This window comes from Bacteroides reticulotermitis JCM 10512, from assembly GCF_000517545.1.
Lineage (GTDB): Bacteria > Bacteroidota > Bacteroidia > Bacteroidales > Bacteroidaceae > Bacteroides > Bacteroides reticulotermitis.
The window spans coordinates 97,353-112,192 of record NZ_BAIV01000018.1; the positions used below are offsets into that span (position 1 = coordinate 97,353).

The following is a 14,840-nucleotide window of genomic DNA, read 5'->3' on the forward strand; positions in this document are numbered from 1 at the left end:
TTATCGGCTCATTTTTAGATATCGAGTCCATTCTCTATCGATTGTAAATCCTTGCTGAATGAATTCGTCTCTATCTTCTATCAAAGTGACAGAAGATAATATCCATTCTTCAGCATTCTCGTAATAGCTAATGATTGCTTGCAATAGAGTAGGCAGCACTTCTCCTCGTTTTGAACCTATATAGTAATTATTCACTATAGCCTGATTCCCCCTCTGCTCCACCGGAATGAAGCCTACAACTTTGTTTTCCTCCACAGCTATGAACCAAACAAAATTCTCACCCGTTTTAAACGGATAATTATTATTCGCATGAAGGACCTTCGGGTCCATCACTAAAGGGGCAACAAGTTCGTATAACTTTTTATCTTCCCCCTGCAATCGTACAGTCTGTATCATCAGTATTCAAATATTGATAGACAAAGCTACAGAAAAAAAACATTATAGATGTACTTTATTCCGTAAATCTTGCCTGAGCAGCCTTCTTTTCTATGTTTTACAAATATTTTCTCCTTACCAACACCTTTCTTCCCGATTTACCTACAGTAAGTAACTGTCGCATCCGTTTTCCCGAAACGACCGATTTCGGGCACATCGTTCTTGTTTGAAATTCTGTCCGGCTCGCAGATTTCCAAGGATGAAACGCACAGTTATTTGCTACCGAATTACCTCCTGAAACCTCGGCCAAATAACGCGGTGAATCGTGTTTTATTGGAGGCAATTCAGTCGCATCTTCTCTCAATAAGATTTCACAGATTTGTTTGAGTAACCCAAATGTTATATTCCAGCTTTTATCACATACCGTCCGATGGTTTTCACCTCAAGCTTCGTTCTCTTTTAATCAAAATTTCTCAAATGAAAACAAGCATATTTATGTGTCTTTTTTTCATGATACACTACTAGCTATTCGATATTTCCTTCCCCTAAATATGTAAAACAATAGTAGCATATAATCCCTGAAAATGTTTTTCTATTCGCACGTATCGAATGAAATAGGTATGGTTCCCAAGCAAGCTATTAATTAGTATTATTTAATTGCAAACAATTTGCCGTCAATAAGCAAGACATGCGTAATTAAGGCGATTTTGAATAAGCGAATCAACCGCTTATTATTAAGTTTCTTTTTACGAACTCGGCAAACAGAGCGTCTGTTTACTTCTCAGTGAATAGTAAATTTATTAAAACCACAACGTACAATCGTAGGCTTAAAATGCAGAAGATATTGCAAAAAACACTATTTTTGCAATAAATCTTTAAAGTAAATATATGGGAATCATTATAGGTATCGATGTAGGAGGAAGCACTACTAAAATTGTAGGGCTTGATCATCAGGAGATTAAGTCGCCTATGTTTATCAAAGCGGCTGATCCGGTGACCTCATTATTTGGCGCGTTTGGCAAGTACATTTACGACAACGGTGTTTCCCTTTCGGATATCGAAAAGGTGATTCTGACGGGCGTAGGAAGTGCTACGTAGACCAACCTCTCTATGGGCTACCTACCGGAAAGACCAATGAATTCCTGGCTAACGGATTGGGAGCCCGTCATAGCACCGGATTAGAGAAGCTGCTTGTGGTGAGTATGGGTACCGGTACCTCTTTCGTACGGGTAGAAGGCGATAAGATTCAGCATATCGGTGGTATTGGCGTCGGTGGTGGCACGTTGCAAGGCCTGTCACGGCTGTTGCTGAAGACGCAGGACATTCACCGCATTGCGGAGATGGGAGCTAAGGGAGACATTACAAACATCAACTTGCAGATTCAAGATATATGCAACAAGCCTCTGCCCGACTTGCCGCTGGATGCTACGGCCTCTAATTTCGGAAAAGCCGATGGAAACGCTTCCGTAGAAGACATCGCCATCGGCATTATTCACATGGTATTGCAATCGATCGGGCAAGCGGCTTATCTGGCTTCCCTCAACAGTACCATCACAGATTTTGTATTGATAGGCAACCTGACTCAATTGCCTCAGTGTCGGCCTATATTTTCCCGCATGGAGGAGATGTACCGCGTACGCTTTATCATCCCCTCACATGCCGAGTATTGCACCGCCATTGGTGCCGCGCTAACTCACACGGCTAACCAATAAATAAGTAGCGGGATAAGTACACCGGCAAGTACCAGTGCACCTCCCCAGCCAAAGACTCCCTTCTTTCCCGGCACGATGAGTAGTCCGGTGATGATGACAATCACTGTCAGCAACAGGAAAGCATCGGAGAAGATTGTCCACGTGGTATTCGGGTTGCGGTGCAATTGATTGAGCGCGGTCAGGAACTTAGGCCGATGAATCTCTTTGATATACGCCTGCTTGCTGCCCGTCTGTATCTTGATGACCAACTGATTGGCTCCGACAATGCTCAGTGTTCCGTCTTTAAGCGTGAAACGCTTGTAGTCTGCCGCATCATAGCCCAAATCACGCATGATCTTCTGGGCCTGTTCAGCTGTGAAATCAAGCTTATTTTCGGGAACTTCGTACACATAGTCAACTATCTTCTCCTGTTTTTGTCGCATGAACTCAAACTCTTTATAATGATTGAGCAAGAAGCCCGAAACGATGTACACCAATAGGATACCGGTGCATATATAAGATAGATACCGATGCGTCAAACGCGTATATTTTAATACTTTAGGTGAGATCTTTTTCATGGTCAACGATTTACTTTTAGTTCATTCAACAGATAGGCCGAAGCCGAATATTTCTCGATAACCCAGAGGATGTAACGGATATCGACCACAATGTTGCGGCTTTTCTCCGGATTCCATTCATAGGTTGAAGACACGCCTTGCCAGATACGGTCGAAGTTGATTCCAACCAGTTCCCCTTTACCGTTCAAGACAGGACTACCTGAACTTCCGGCTGCTGTATTCGCATCCGTGAGGAAACAACAAACAGGCGTCTCCCCCGCTTTCCAATACGTTCCGAAGTCTTGTTTATCGATCAGACTTCCCAAACGTGCCGGTAGGCGGAAGTCATTGTTGCCGGTAAACATCCGTTTCCGTGCCATCAGTCCGTCTACAGTTGTGAAAGGCGTGTACACGATTCCTTCACCCGGTAAAGCCGATTTGACCTTTCCCACCGAGTAACGCAGCGTACGGTTGGCATCGAATGAGAACATTTCCCCCTGATGCTTCTCGGCGTATGCCTGCAAATAAGACGCGTACAGCTCCATGTTCCGGCTCTGAAACTTCTGCTTCTCACGGGCTACTTTGTCGATGTGCATGAAGTAAAAGCCCAATGCCAACTGATAAAGCGGATCGTTCTGCAAAGCATCTACTCCCTGCGCCGGTACGCTGTCGATAAAGGCAAGCATCTGCGGTTCGTCATGCAGCAGTGAATTCACATAAAGACTGTCTACATACGTACCGATTCCATGCGGAGCATGCTTCGCCAGACGCTTCAAAGCATCCGAATAGTAGATCGTATCTACGTTGGATATAGATGCCCAGGAGTTGCTTCATCATCTCTTTATCGTCCTCCAGCTTGAAGTTACGATAGAATGACTCTGTCAGCGGTCGAAGCTTACGTAATTCCCCCTTCATGGCCGATTCTCTGTTTTTCCGGTTTTGTCCGGCTATTCCGATCAACTTCTCAAACTTTCCGGCAAATGGAATGACATCTGCCCCATTCAAAGCCACTGCCTGTAACATTTGCTCGGTGAAATTCAGCTTAGTCAGCTGCGAATAAGTCTCTTTCATATCCGCACATAGATCAGCTCCATAACGTTGCTTCCTTGCTTCATCCGCCAAGATCCATGCAGTTAGTTCCTGTTCCTCTTTGGCTCGTTTAGCTACCAGATCGGCTTCCCGCACGCCACTTATCTCACCGATGGAACGAAGATATACATTGCCAGCCCCTCCGGCTCTCACATTGTAATACGAGTAAAGCGAATCCGTGTTCTCCTTGCGCTTCGTATAGAAGTCCAACTTTATTTTAGCAATGTCCGCATCGGCTTGTGTATCCTGAAAGACGATTTTGTCCAAGGCAAACGAGGGAACATACCGACGAGTCTGCGACGGATAACCTGCCACCATCACAAAATCGTTCTCCTTCACCCCTTTTCCCGAAAGAGTCAGAAAGGCTTCCGGACGATAAGGCTGATTCTCCTTATTATACGAAGAAGGTTGGTTGTCGGCATTGGCATAGACACGTAGTACCGCGAAGTCCGCCGAATAACGAGGCCACTGCCAGTTATCGGTATCTCCACCAAATTTCCCTAGACTGATGGGAGGTGCAGCCACAATACGTACGTCCTTAAAGCTACGGAGCACTGCAAGCACATATTGCTGTCCGCCAAACAAAGAGTAGACTTTCCCGTCCACACCCCGGCCCTTCTGAAAGGTCTTCATCACCTCCGCCGCATTGCGGTTGACCTGTTTGGACAGTTCCGGTTCTTTCAAGCCATTCGTTCCCTTGGTTACATCCGAAGTAACATCCTGCACCGATACCAATTGGTTAACTTGCAGGTTGAACAGCGGAGATTCCTCCGCCCGCTTGGTTGCCCAACAACCATATTGCACATAATCATGTTCGGGAGTCGACATATGTTCGAGGTAACGCATCACACAATGGTAATTGGTCAACACCAATCCTTCGCCCGAGATGAACGAAGCACTGGCAAACGGCGTAAATGTTCCGTCCTCGCTACTCAATGAGAGAATAGCATCTGTCAGACATGCCTGATTGATATCGTAAATATCTTTTTCATTGAGTCGTAGCCCATCCTTCTTCATCAAGCGATGCAACTTTCCCTGTATCTGGTTAGGCAACCAAAAGTCACCATCCGCCCATGCAGTGGAAGAGAGTAAAACAAAAAGCCCGCAAAGAAGTATCTTCAATCGAGAAATAGTCATTTTATTTTCAGTTTTAAATAATTAGTCCATAAGTCAGGAGTCAGTTCAAGCTCCTTTTTGATTTCAGTAAGGTGATCGACGACCACCGGTAGTAGCAACACATCATAATAAGTAGGGGTCTTGGAGTCGAGCAACTCGTTCAACCGAATGAGATAGTTTTGTTGTAGGTTACGGGTTAGCACATCCGCATCCTTCACCGCAAACAAGCGGTTCGAGACCTTATCCAGCAAACGGGCATACGTAAACCCGGTTTGCGCCTGTGTCTGCGCGATATGTTCCAAAACGATGGAACTCAATATCTTGTCCAGTACCTGTTTCTGCTGTTTAACCAACGTTTCCGTTTGATTACCCGCATATTGCTGTACGGCTTCAGAGGTAAGAAACCGATACCCATCGAGCAATTCATCCAACAAGAAATCGACTGCCCTTTCGGACTCTTTCCCTGCTACGGGAACCGTCTTTCGCTCCTCATTTCTGCGACGTTCTTCGAAAGAATAAAGGCCTCCGATCAAGGGAATCACCCGTTCCATATACGAGAAATAATAGCTTTGCAAATCTTTATAGTCCGCCGGCATTCCCTCAAATGGGTTGTTCGCCCCTTTGTTCCAACGAGGAAGTTCGGTTATGATCCGTTGCAGATTCCGAATGCCATAGGTAGACGAGGCAACCGGATCATTCCCGATATCGGAGTTTTGCACGGAAGGGTCGACCGGTACCACACTCGGATTCATCCGTCCATAGAGATACATGGGATCTTGCTGTTTCTCATCCACCCACTGCGTGATCGTTTTCGCTTTTTCTTTCGGAAGATACGCATAACCTACCCGAATCGCATAGTAATCATACACACCCAGATACGGGGGAAACACCTCTGTCACCCGATCACCCGGTTGAGCTACGTAGTTGAAGCGAGCGTAATCCATGATGGAAGCCGTCGTGCCATATTCCGCTGCAAAGTCCGGACGTCGCAGGTCCTCGGTCGCATACGCATAAGATGCCCGGAAGTTATGTTCCAAGCCCAGGCAATGCCCAACCTCATGGGCAGCCGCATAGCGAATCAAACGTTTCATCACAGACTCCGGCAATGTCTTTTCACGAGCAAGCGGATTGTAGGCCGCTGTTTGCAAGAAGTACCATTTCTGCAACAGAGAGATTACGTTGCTGTAAAACAACACATCGGCTTGCAGAATCTCTCCGGTGCGCGGATCACACCAATGCTTCCCCATCGCATTCGGGAAATCGCTAACCACATACCGGAAACAGTTGACATCTATCGCATCCGGATCGAACCCCTTGCCTGCTTCAGCATACGTTTTCGCCACCATCACATCCCGAAAGCCAATGGCTTCGAAGGCTTTGTTCCATTCACAGATGCCCTCTTTGATCGCTTTCTTCCAGGATTCGGGGAAAGCATCGTCCACATAGAACACAATGGGTTGCATGGGTTTCACCTTCTTCCCCCGCAGGTACTTCTGCTGGTCTTCCGGCGCCGGAGTCAACCGGAAACGGGTAATCAGGTTTTGCGACTCGATGCCCGGAGAGGCGAGTTGAAAGCGGCGATTCTGTACGAAGTCATATCCCACCCTCGCGTCGTGCAAACGGGGTGTCATGCGTTGTTCGGGAAGTAGGCTGAGCGACTTCCGTATCGTTGTGAGAAAAGGAGCCGTTGCCCCCTCATAACCGTACTGCACACTCACTTCCAGGTGATTGCCATGCGCGTTTACAGCGAGTATCTTGTTGAGCGATGGGATGTTTCGGCCCGGTTGCGTCTTGCTGTTGAAAGGATCAACTCCTTCGATCGGTTCGGTGAAGAACTTGGTCCAGTTGACCACGATCGACGAATCGGTTTCCTGTTCTACCGGGAACGTTTCCATCACCGGGATAACCGCATTGCGCTCATAGGCCGGGAAGGACGGATGAGTTGTTTCATCACAACCGTTTTTCACATCCGGTTTTAAGATATAAAGCTGCTTGTCCTCGTACTTCAGCTTCACCCAAATGGGGTCGTACAACCGTTGTCCCGCACAAAGCTTCGCTTTATTATTCATCGAGCTGACCGTTTGTACGCGGCCAGCCAGTAGGAAGTCCTTCGACAGCAAACGCTTGGGTATTTCAACTGAATAGCCCTTCGGAGACTGCTTGACATGAAACAACGGAGTCTCAGGCGCAGCGTGCTCATGCTACCCAGCAAAGCCAAACCGGCCAATAACACAATTCTTTTCATTCGAATACAATTAATGATACAACCCGATAGCCAACGAATACATCGTAGCATCCGTGTGCTTGTTGGTCTTCAAATAACTTGCTCCTATTTTGGCAAACCAGATGGCGGTAGTCTTCTTGATCGTCACCGGCATTTGGTATTGCAACTGCAAACGTCCCCCAAAATGAGAAGCTCCGTAATAGTTCATATCGGGAAGCAGGACACTTTGCGCATACTCGGTGCTCGGATCAGTCAGATTCAGGTCGGCCGATAAGGAAGCGTGGTAGCTTGCGGCGGCTTCCACCCACAACGAACGGGAACCTTTAAACAGAAACGCATATCCGCCTTCAACCTCCGTACGTGCGTAGTCGGACTTGAACGACGACACGGGCAATGTGTATTTGTTCTCCGCACTATTTAGGATTCCCCGTAGGCCGACATAGGCTTTGGATGTTCGCAGTTGCGGATTGGTCCACATCAACCGGTAGTGCACATCGGCGTTGAGCAACGTTACCTGATAGCGTTTGTTGTACGTGATCAGGGTATTCCAACGGGTGGATTCGATGCCTGTAACGGGATCTTTCTCCGTCACCTTCTCCTGCCGATATTCATCCGCATCTCCTTGCTCATAACTCACGTTGACGTCGAGCGAATGAAGCTTATCGCCAACCGTATAACGGTTTTGAGACAGCAAGCCATAGTTGGACGTAGCGTATTTACCCGGTTCATACTTGGTATCACCGTACACACTCTCGTTCCCTTTCGAATAGGTGAGCGTGGTCAGCGAATGGAACCGTTCCGTTTGGTAGCTATAGGCCAGCTCCGCCCCCAGTTCATGGTTGGTGAACTGACGTTCGAAAGCGGAATACCCGCCGATACTTCCTTTGGCGTTCTCCATACCGGTATAGGTATAGTATTGCATGTTGGGATCGGTCTGCACCGTTATGATGTTCGGTATCTTCTCCTTGCGTCGCCGATAGTGCCCACTCAGTCCGACGGTATGCTGCTGCCAGCTATAGGTAACAGCCGGGGTGACCCGATAGTCGGCCAGATTGGTACGCGAACGCGGATCTTTCAGGCGAGATAAATCACCTACTTTATAATCCAACCGGAAACCGTAGGTGAAGCTATGCATCGGTCGCGTGGCCAGCGATGCGGAGAGATCAAAGTTCTGCACATCGTACTTGCCCTTGATCGAACTACCTGAGAAATAGGGATTGGAGTGATGGCTGCGCATCACATCACTCCATGAACGTTCAAATTGACGGCCCATATCAAACGTAAAGCTCCCGTATCCGTAGAGATACTTGCCTATTTGTTGATATCGTTCCGATTTGAACACCAGTGCATTGGAGGCATCCCCGTCCTGAACAAGGGAATGCGTTCCCTCCTGACGAGTCAGGGAGAGATAACTAATCCCTCGGTTGACCAATGTATCCAGTGACAAGCCGGCCGGATTCAATGTGCTTCGCCACAACTGAACGGCATCCTGATATTCGTATTTCTGTTTGGTTTGCAACTCACTCTGCGCCTGTAAACATACAGGCAACAGTAGCAGGCCAAACAGAAATTTACCTCGATGGGTCATATCTTTTTCTATAATTTATTTATACTCTCCAACTTTGATATTGTCCGAAATCGCAAAGTCATTGCTGCTGTTGTTGGTGTCCGCCAATACAGAACGTCCGTTTTCGGTTTTATCAACTTTGCGATACAGCACCTCACCTGTATAGCCACTCACCGCCTGAACGTTGGTGTAACCGGCATCGATATAGTCATAGAGTCTCTTTTTGGTTACATCGATGCTTTCGGCAGCATACTTCAGACACTCCACGCCATCCATCACATATTTGATAGGCATCTTCACATAAAGCACACCCGTAGAAGATCCCTTTTTGTAAACCCGTTCCCATGTGCTGATATCTTCCGTTGTGCTGAACAGGACGATTGAGCAAGGACCGGACTGTACCAGATTCATCGAAGGAATTGTGGAATAAGCCGTATAAATCAGTTCGACTCCGGGAGTTGCCGGATTGTTGGTATTCTTGGTATCTTTGGCTTCAAAGTCAGCATTCGTCAGGTCCTGTTCCTTCTCGGCAAACGGTGTATGATTGATGGCACTGTTGGCAACTACCAAGCTCTCGCCCGGTTGGATTTCCGTGCGGCCTGTGCTGGGGAAACGGAAGATCTGCTTGATGTAGATGTAGTCCGGTGTGTCATTGAGCAGATAAGCGGGAGAAGCCTCCGACTCGATCAGCGCGAAATACAAGCCGGAAACGTTGACTACATCATTCGAATTGTTGTAGAACTCAACGTATTTGCCTGCCAGGTAATTCTTATTGTTCAGGTCTTTGCTACCCGCGTAGTAGACCTTGCTGATAACCAACGACTGCTTAACGGCCGCTGTGGTTTGGAGCGTAATCACCCCATCGGTGGCAATGGTTTGCTTGAGCAATCCACCCGAAAGCGTATAGTTTTCGTTTTGCACTTCCTTACCGGTCATCTCTGTGTACTGTTCCGGTGTGATTTCCCACGAAGTGGCAATGTCATAAAGATCCGGAATTACGCCCAGGAATGTAGCAACACCCTGTTCGTCTGTGGTTACTGTGTATGCTTGTCCGTTCCGGGTTATGGTTACCTTCTGTCCCGCATTTCCATGGCCGGTAAAGCCTTCGGGAAGCAGCACTTTGACTTGTAGTGTCAGGGCCTGTGTACCGTTGTCATCGGACGAACAAGCCGTCAATAGGGTCATTAAAGCAATACAGGCTATCTTACCTATAAAGGATAATTTTCTTCTCATGATTTCTCTTGTATTTATAAATTAAAAAATAATTCAACTCCAAAACTGAAACTTCCGGTATTACGCTGCATCAACGTATTGGAAGTAGAACTCTTTAAGTAAGGCTCGTAGAAAAACAGGTTGTTGGCATAGAAAGAAAGTCCCCCGATTGTTCCCAACTCCTTGGTCAGGCGTCCCGACACCAACCAGGTGATCGGTGCTTTGGAGGGCACATTATCTTTGGGATTCTTTCGCTGACTCTTCAACAACACGCCTTTGATTTTATACGCTTCGTCGGCCAACATATCAGCCGTTATCTCGTGATAGGACAAATCGGTATCGATCCATCCGATAGGTCCATCGGCGGGTTGATGCTATTCATGTAACTATACCACATCACCTGTCCCGAAAAGGAGGCAACCATCCGTAAGGCCGGAATGTTGGTCACCACCCGCAGGTTGTTCGAGAAGCGTCGGTAAACGCTTTGCTGCAAACCGGACGGGTAAACGATTTTGAAAGGTGTGGTATTGGTGATGGAATACTCACTGGGCAAATCGGTGGGATTCGAAGAATTTAGATCCGTTGAATGGGTTTTCGACTCCATGTAGGCGCCGGTGAGGTAGAACGAGGTGTGAATGGAACGTATCTCACCCAAGTCGAAGTCCATCTCCAACCCTTTGTTGATCGATACGTTGGTGTTGCCGATCTTTCCGGTGGTAGAGAACACCACATCGACCCGTTCGGGATTAGCCCAGTCGACCTGCGTGGCGGCTCCCGGTGTGATAATCAAGCCTTTGTTCTGTGAATAGAAATTGGCTTCGTAGATGTAGTATTCGGTATCGGAACCAAATCCGGTAGCTGTTTTATCATGATAGCCCACCAGACTGATCTTCCGGTCGCCCGGCAACTTAACATCAAAGCCTAATTCAATTTTCCGGTTGGTGGCATTCTTCAATCCCTGCGTACGTTGAATGTTGTACACTTGGGTGTGGTACATCAGCAATTGCGCGGCTTTGTCGTCCTGCGGCATATAGTTGGCAGCGATGCGGTCGGTGTACTTCTTATCGGGATAGAGGTAGTCAAGTCCCGGTGTTTTGGAGTTCAATCCATAACCTCCCCGGAGATTCAACCATTTGTTGACCGAGAAAGAGGCGTTCAGACGGGGAGAAACCGCGTAAGTAGCCTCCTCCGCTCCGGGTTGCATGGAGGTGAAACGTGCACCCAACTGTACTTTCAGGAAGCGGTCTTTGCTTATGTTCCAACGGAAATTATCTTCCACGTAGGCGGATAGCTGGTGAAGTCCCGGAATATCGGAATACGGACGCGGACGTCCCCCGTTGTTGGGCCGCAAGGGGTAGCGGTCGTCTACATTATAATAGCCCTGAGCGTTGTTCCAGTCGTAGCGATAGTCGGCTCCTACCTTAAAGTTCTGATGGGTTTTACCGGCTTTGAAGAAGAAAGCGTTGCCCACTTTGGCGTACACATTGCCCGGACGGCTGACGGTCTTGCCGCTTCCCTGATAAGAGGTTTGCTCAAAGGGTACGTTGAAGTAACCGGTTTCCATCGCTGTGAGTATCGGTAGCAGCCCGGAGGGATTGGGCACGATGGCTGTCTTGTCCATATCGGTCTGGTTGAAACTCATACCCAGGGTATAGCTCAAGGTACGCGAGAAGAGTTTGTTGACGGATATTTTCCCGTTATGACTCAGGCTGAACATTTGATTGCGGTCTTTGAGGTATGTACCGTCGTCAATGGCGTCGGGATCTTTCCCGTTCCAGTCTTTACCAAGGGCGTAACGGAGTTTGGTTGTGGTGTGCCACTTAGCGAGAAGTCGTGCCCGTAGCCTACGGAGAGCGTATAACGGTCGAATGATTTCGTTTTCTGACGAGGGTCTCCCCATGCCTGCGCATAGTCGAGGTTGAAGTTCAGGATACCGGCATTCTTCAACCGCATTCCTTTGCCAAGGGAGTAGTTCATGGTGCCGGGATTGACTTTCGCTCTCGCCTGCCAAGGGGTCTGCCCTACTTTGGAGTGTACCACTACCAGGCCGGATGTGAGATCACCGTACTCGGCTGAGGGAATCCCGCGGATCACTTCTACCGATTCGATGTCGTCGGCACTGATCTGACGCAGGTCGGTTCCCACGAAAGCGGTACTCGAAAAGCCTCCTTGTGACAAGGTTCCGTTATTGGACATGGGTACGCCGTCGACAACGACACTCGATCCGAAGGCGTTGGTGTTGTTGTTGACCAGCGAACGAATCTGTACGTTGGATTTTGAGGTGAGGTCGGTGTTCTTCATCAACGCTCCGGGAACCAATTGCATGACATCGTCCAGACTCATCGCCTGTAAATGGTCGATGGCTTGGCGTCCGATGATGGAACTGGTTGACTCTCCGGCGGCATTCTGACGAGCCACTACGACAACTTCTTTCAGCGCGAGGGAGGTGGGTTGCATGCGAATGACCAGATTCAGGTCTTCCTTGACTTCGATGGGGCGACGGATCGTTTCAAAGCCACATAGGAGATGTCCAATGAATAGGAACCGGCCGGAATACTCTTCAGAGTGGCCTTGCCGTCGACATCGGTTGCCGCATAGGCTCCCAACGGATTGAGGGCGCAGGTGGCCATCATCAACGGTTGGCGATTGTCGGCATCCAGCAGGGAAACGCGAACGTCGTAGGTACGTTGCTTGCGTATGGGGTATAAGAGTACGATATCGCCCTGCAACTCGTATCTCAACTTACTTTGTTTGCACAGGTCGTCCAAGATCACGTCGAGCGGGGTCTCTGTGCGATAAGAGAGCGTGATGGCGGACGCTTTGTCGACACTGGCTTCTTCATAGACAAAATGTACATTGCCGGCTCTTTTATCTTTTCCAGCGCTACACGTATGGAGACTTTTTCTACCGTTACCGCAATTTTCTTGCCTTGTGCCGCTGCCTGTGGTGTATAGCTCACCATTCCGACGAGCATGACCAACCAAACCTTTAAAAAACTTTTCATACCAATTATGCTATCACTCATCTTTATCTGTTATTTCTATAATCTTTCCTTTTGAAACGAAACGTACATCGGAGACTTTGGACAAGATGTTCACAGCCTGTTGCAGGGGTTGATCCCGAAAGATCACGCCGGCGAATCTACGTTTACGCAAATAGGGTTTGGCGAATACGATGTCGACGTCGTACCAGCGGGACAATTGCTGCACAATGGTCTCCAAGGGGGTGTCGGTGTATTCGTAAATGCCACTGGCCCACGAGGTGTGGTTTTTGACTTGTACCGGCTTCACGGCTATCTCACGGCGTTCGATAATGGCTTGTTCGCCGGGAGAAAGGATGTATTCTTTGCCGCCTCTGACAATCTTGACGGAACCTTCTTCGAGGGTTACCAGCACGCAGTCGTCTCCATAGGCGGTGACGTTGAAACGGGTTCCGAGGACTTCGATGTTGCCCAATTCGGTATGTACGATGAAGGGTTTGCGGTCGTCTTTCTCTACATCGAAATAGGCTTCTCCTTGCAGATAGACTTCACGCTTGGCCTGATTGAACGTTACCGGATAGGTCAAATGGCTCTCGGCGTTGACGTGGATATGGGTCTTGTCGGACAGCACCAGCCGGTATTCTCCTCCTCGGGGTACGTTGAGCGAGTGCTTGCCTGCCATCTTGGACGCATCGGACTGGGCGTTGTAGACGAGTTCCTTACCCCGATTCTGGGCTATGGCAACACCGCCGTCGTTGACAACTTTATCATCGGCCGACGAGAGTCGGTATTCTGATCCGTCGGTGGCTACCAACATGGCTGTCTGAGCGCCTTGCTGGGTAAATCCTTTGTCGGCGTTGACCCAACCGCCTTCTCCATACAGATACCAGAGTCCGGTTCCGACGAGCACCAGGAGTGCGGCGGCTACCGAAGCGCATCTCCTATACAGCCGCATTCTGCGACGGGCATGGATAGCGGATTGGATCTGCTGCCACGCATTTTCCGCATCGCACTGGGCTTCAAACTCATTGATTCTTGTGATGCGATACCAGTTAAAAAGGGTAATCAGGCTTGCTTTAGGGTCTATCTTCTTATTCACTTTTAATTCGTTTTATCTTAATGATCCCGAAAATGCCAAAATGGGTGGCAAAAAAAAAGGATATTTTTAAAATAAGTTTCCAGCTGACTAGCAAACAGGCCAATAGAATGACAGGCAGATTGCGAGTAACCTACCGGACAGTGCGAGGGACTTGTTGGTTGTCAGCCCGCCACATGGATGTAAAATGATGTTATAACCTAGTCGGTTTTAAAGTAATTCGATGGTACGATCGATACAGAAAAGTGACAATAACATAAGTTTGTCGTTCTTCCGCAATCTTTTTAAGGCTCTTGATAAGTAACTTTTCAGGGTATTGACGCTAATATGCAGCTCTTCGGCTGCTTCTTTGTATCTTTTATTTTCAATCACAACCCGATAGAGTGCTTTCCGCTCTTGTTCGGGTAGTTCGTCTAACGCTTTTTTCAACTCTTTCTCTTTGGCTTCCCGTTCGCTGTGTCCATTTCTTCATAAGCGTAGAGGTGTTCATCGCTTATCAGGATCTCATCGAATGGGATGCGCTGGCGCTTCTCGAGGTATTTCAAAGCTGCATTACGCACGCATAGATAGGCATAGTTTTTCAAATTAACAGTTACCGTTTTGTAGAGTTCTTTCTCCCAAAACTGGACGAAGAAGCCTTGAACAATATCTTCCGACTCAGAGAAATCATCCGTTATCTGCACCGCGTACATACATAACCGGACGTAATATGTGTCGAAGAAAACGCGAAAAGCTTTTTCTTTATCTGTCGTAAATTCTATCTCTAATTCCTTATCTGTTAACCTACTCATGGAATCAATCAGTCATGCTTTCAAAGTGCAAATGAAGATAAAAAACAGCAAAAGAACACTATCTTCTGGCTTTTTTCATGCAAAAACGTGAGAAATACCTAAATATAGGTATAATAATGGTAGGACCGGAAAGCACATTGGC

13 protein-coding genes and 2 pseudogenes are annotated in these 14,840 nt (G+C 47.9%); 1 reads left to right on the top strand and 14 read right to left on the bottom strand.

Features of this window, described 5'->3' with window-relative positions; genetic code table 11:
- Positions 1-396, bottom strand: a complete 396-nt coding sequence (locus JCM10512_RS12120) for a hypothetical protein (RefSeq protein ID WP_044163391.1) — start codon at positions 394-396, stop codon at positions 1-3.
- A gap of 867 nt (positions 397-1,263) precedes the next feature.
- Here JCM10512_RS12120 and coaW point away from each other — a divergent pair.
- Positions 1,264-2,087: pseudogene (gene coaW, locus JCM10512_RS12125) on the top strand (type II pantothenate kinase).
- Here the strand turns inward: coaW and JCM10512_RS12130 are convergent.
- The 13 genes and pseudogenes from JCM10512_RS12130 to JCM10512_RS23920 all read right to left on the bottom strand — a co-directional run bounded on the left by JCM10512_RS12130 (position 2,069) and on the right by JCM10512_RS23920 (position 14,698).
- Complete coding sequence (locus tag JCM10512_RS12130) at positions 2,069-2,644, bottom strand: PepSY-associated TM helix domain-containing protein (RefSeq protein WP_044163393.1); 576 nt, start codon at positions 2,642-2,644, stop codon at positions 2,069-2,071. The pseudogene coaW and the gene JCM10512_RS12130 overlap by 19 nt on opposite strands.
- 2 nt (positions 2,645-2,646) lie before the next feature.
- The gene (locus JCM10512_RS24600; protein ID WP_439644375.1) at positions 2,647-3,399 is read right to left on the bottom strand and encodes a S46 family peptidase; all 753 of its coding nucleotides are present in this window, start codon (positions 3,397-3,399) and stop codon (positions 2,647-2,649) included.
- The gene (locus JCM10512_RS24605) at positions 3,320-4,849 is read right to left on the bottom strand and encodes a S46 family peptidase (protein WP_052517191.1); all 1,530 of its coding nucleotides are present in this window, start codon (positions 4,847-4,849) and stop codon (positions 3,320-3,322) included. The genes JCM10512_RS24600 and JCM10512_RS24605 overlap by 80 nt, the downstream gene beginning before the upstream one ends.
- Positions 4,846-6,897 (bottom strand): zinc-dependent metalloprotease, encoded by a 2,052-nt coding sequence (locus JCM10512_RS12140; protein ID WP_244437145.1) that lies wholly within the window; start codon positions 6,895-6,897, stop codon positions 4,846-4,848. Before JCM10512_RS12140 ends, JCM10512_RS24605 begins: the two co-directional genes overlap by 4 nt.
- 186 nt (positions 6,898-7,083) lie before the next feature.
- Positions 7,084-8,640 carry a DUF6850 family outer membrane beta-barrel protein gene (locus JCM10512_RS12145; RefSeq protein WP_044163394.1) on the bottom strand — a complete coding sequence of 519 codons (1,557 nt, stop codon included), beginning with the start codon at positions 8,638-8,640 and terminating at the stop codon, positions 7,084-7,086.
- A 15-nt stretch (positions 8,641-8,655) separates the two neighbouring features.
- Positions 8,656-9,852 (bottom strand): DUF4876 domain-containing protein, encoded by a 1,197-nt coding sequence (locus tag JCM10512_RS12150; RefSeq protein WP_044163398.1) that lies wholly within the window; start codon positions 9,850-9,852, stop codon positions 8,656-8,658.
- Between the two features lie 14 nt (positions 9,853-9,866).
- On the bottom strand, positions 9,867-10,163 hold the full coding sequence (locus JCM10512_RS23895) for a hypothetical protein (RefSeq protein ID WP_244437146.1): 297 nt from the start codon (positions 10,161-10,163) through the stop codon (positions 9,867-9,869).
- The gene (locus JCM10512_RS23900) at positions 10,145-11,731 is read right to left on the bottom strand and encodes a TonB-dependent receptor domain-containing protein (protein WP_369346472.1); all 1,587 of its coding nucleotides are present in this window, start codon (positions 11,729-11,731) and stop codon (positions 10,145-10,147) included. The genes JCM10512_RS23895 and JCM10512_RS23900 overlap by 19 nt, the downstream gene beginning before the upstream one ends.
- A gap of 212 nt (positions 11,732-11,943) precedes the next feature.
- Positions 11,944-12,288 (bottom strand): annotated as a pseudogene (locus JCM10512_RS24850) (TonB-dependent receptor plug domain-containing protein); the annotation flags it as partial.
- Positions 12,289-12,302: 14 nt separating this feature from the next.
- Positions 12,303-12,815, bottom strand: a complete 513-nt coding sequence (locus JCM10512_RS23910; RefSeq protein WP_244437150.1) for a hypothetical protein — start codon at positions 12,813-12,815, stop codon at positions 12,303-12,305.
- A 33-nt stretch (positions 12,816-12,848) separates the two neighbouring features.
- On the bottom strand, positions 12,849-13,910 hold the full coding sequence (locus JCM10512_RS12160; RefSeq protein WP_044163399.1) for a FecR family protein: 1,062 nt from the start codon (positions 13,908-13,910) through the stop codon (positions 12,849-12,851).
- Between the two features lie 207 nt (positions 13,911-14,117).
- Positions 14,118-14,336 carry an RNA polymerase sigma factor gene (locus JCM10512_RS23915; RefSeq protein WP_244437152.1) on the bottom strand — a complete coding sequence of 73 codons (219 nt, stop codon included), beginning with the start codon at positions 14,334-14,336 and terminating at the stop codon, positions 14,118-14,120.
- Positions 14,333-14,698, bottom strand: a complete 366-nt coding sequence (locus JCM10512_RS23920) for a sigma factor (protein ID WP_244437153.1) — start codon at positions 14,696-14,698, stop codon at positions 14,333-14,335. The genes JCM10512_RS23915 and JCM10512_RS23920 overlap by 4 nt, the downstream gene beginning before the upstream one ends.
- Positions 14,699-14,840 lie beyond the last annotated feature (142 nt).

Bases quoted from the DNA above. Each gene is read 5' to 3' on its own strand.
- JCM10512_RS24605 (WP_052517191.1), bottom strand. From the start codon at position 4,849: ATGACTATTTCTCGATTGAAGATACTTCTTTGCGGGCTTTTTGTTTTA.
- JCM10512_RS12140 (WP_244437145.1), bottom strand. From the start codon at position 6,897: ATGAATAATAAAGCGAAGCTTTGTGCGGGACAACGGTTGTACGACCCC.
- JCM10512_RS12145 (WP_044163394.1), bottom strand. From the start codon at position 8,640: ATGACCCATCGAGGTAAATTTCTGTTTGGCCTGCTACTGTTGCCTGTA.
- JCM10512_RS23900 (WP_369346472.1), bottom strand. From the start codon at position 11,731: ATGGGGAGACCCTCGTCAGAAAACGAAATCATTCGACCGTTATACGCT.
- JCM10512_RS12150 (WP_044163398.1), bottom strand. From the start codon at position 9,852: ATGAGAAGAAAATTATCCTTTATAGGTAAGATAGCCTGTATTGCTTTA.
- JCM10512_RS12120 (WP_044163391.1), bottom strand. From the start codon at position 396: ATGATACAGACTGTACGATTGCAGGGGGAAGATAAAAAGTTATACGAA.
- JCM10512_RS23920 (WP_244437153.1), bottom strand. From the start codon at position 14,698: ATGAGTAGGTTAACAGATAAGGAATTAGAGATAGAATTTACGACAGAT.
- JCM10512_RS12130 (WP_044163393.1), bottom strand. From the start codon at position 2,644: ATGAAAAAGATCTCACCTAAAGTATTAAAATATACGCGTTTGACGCAT.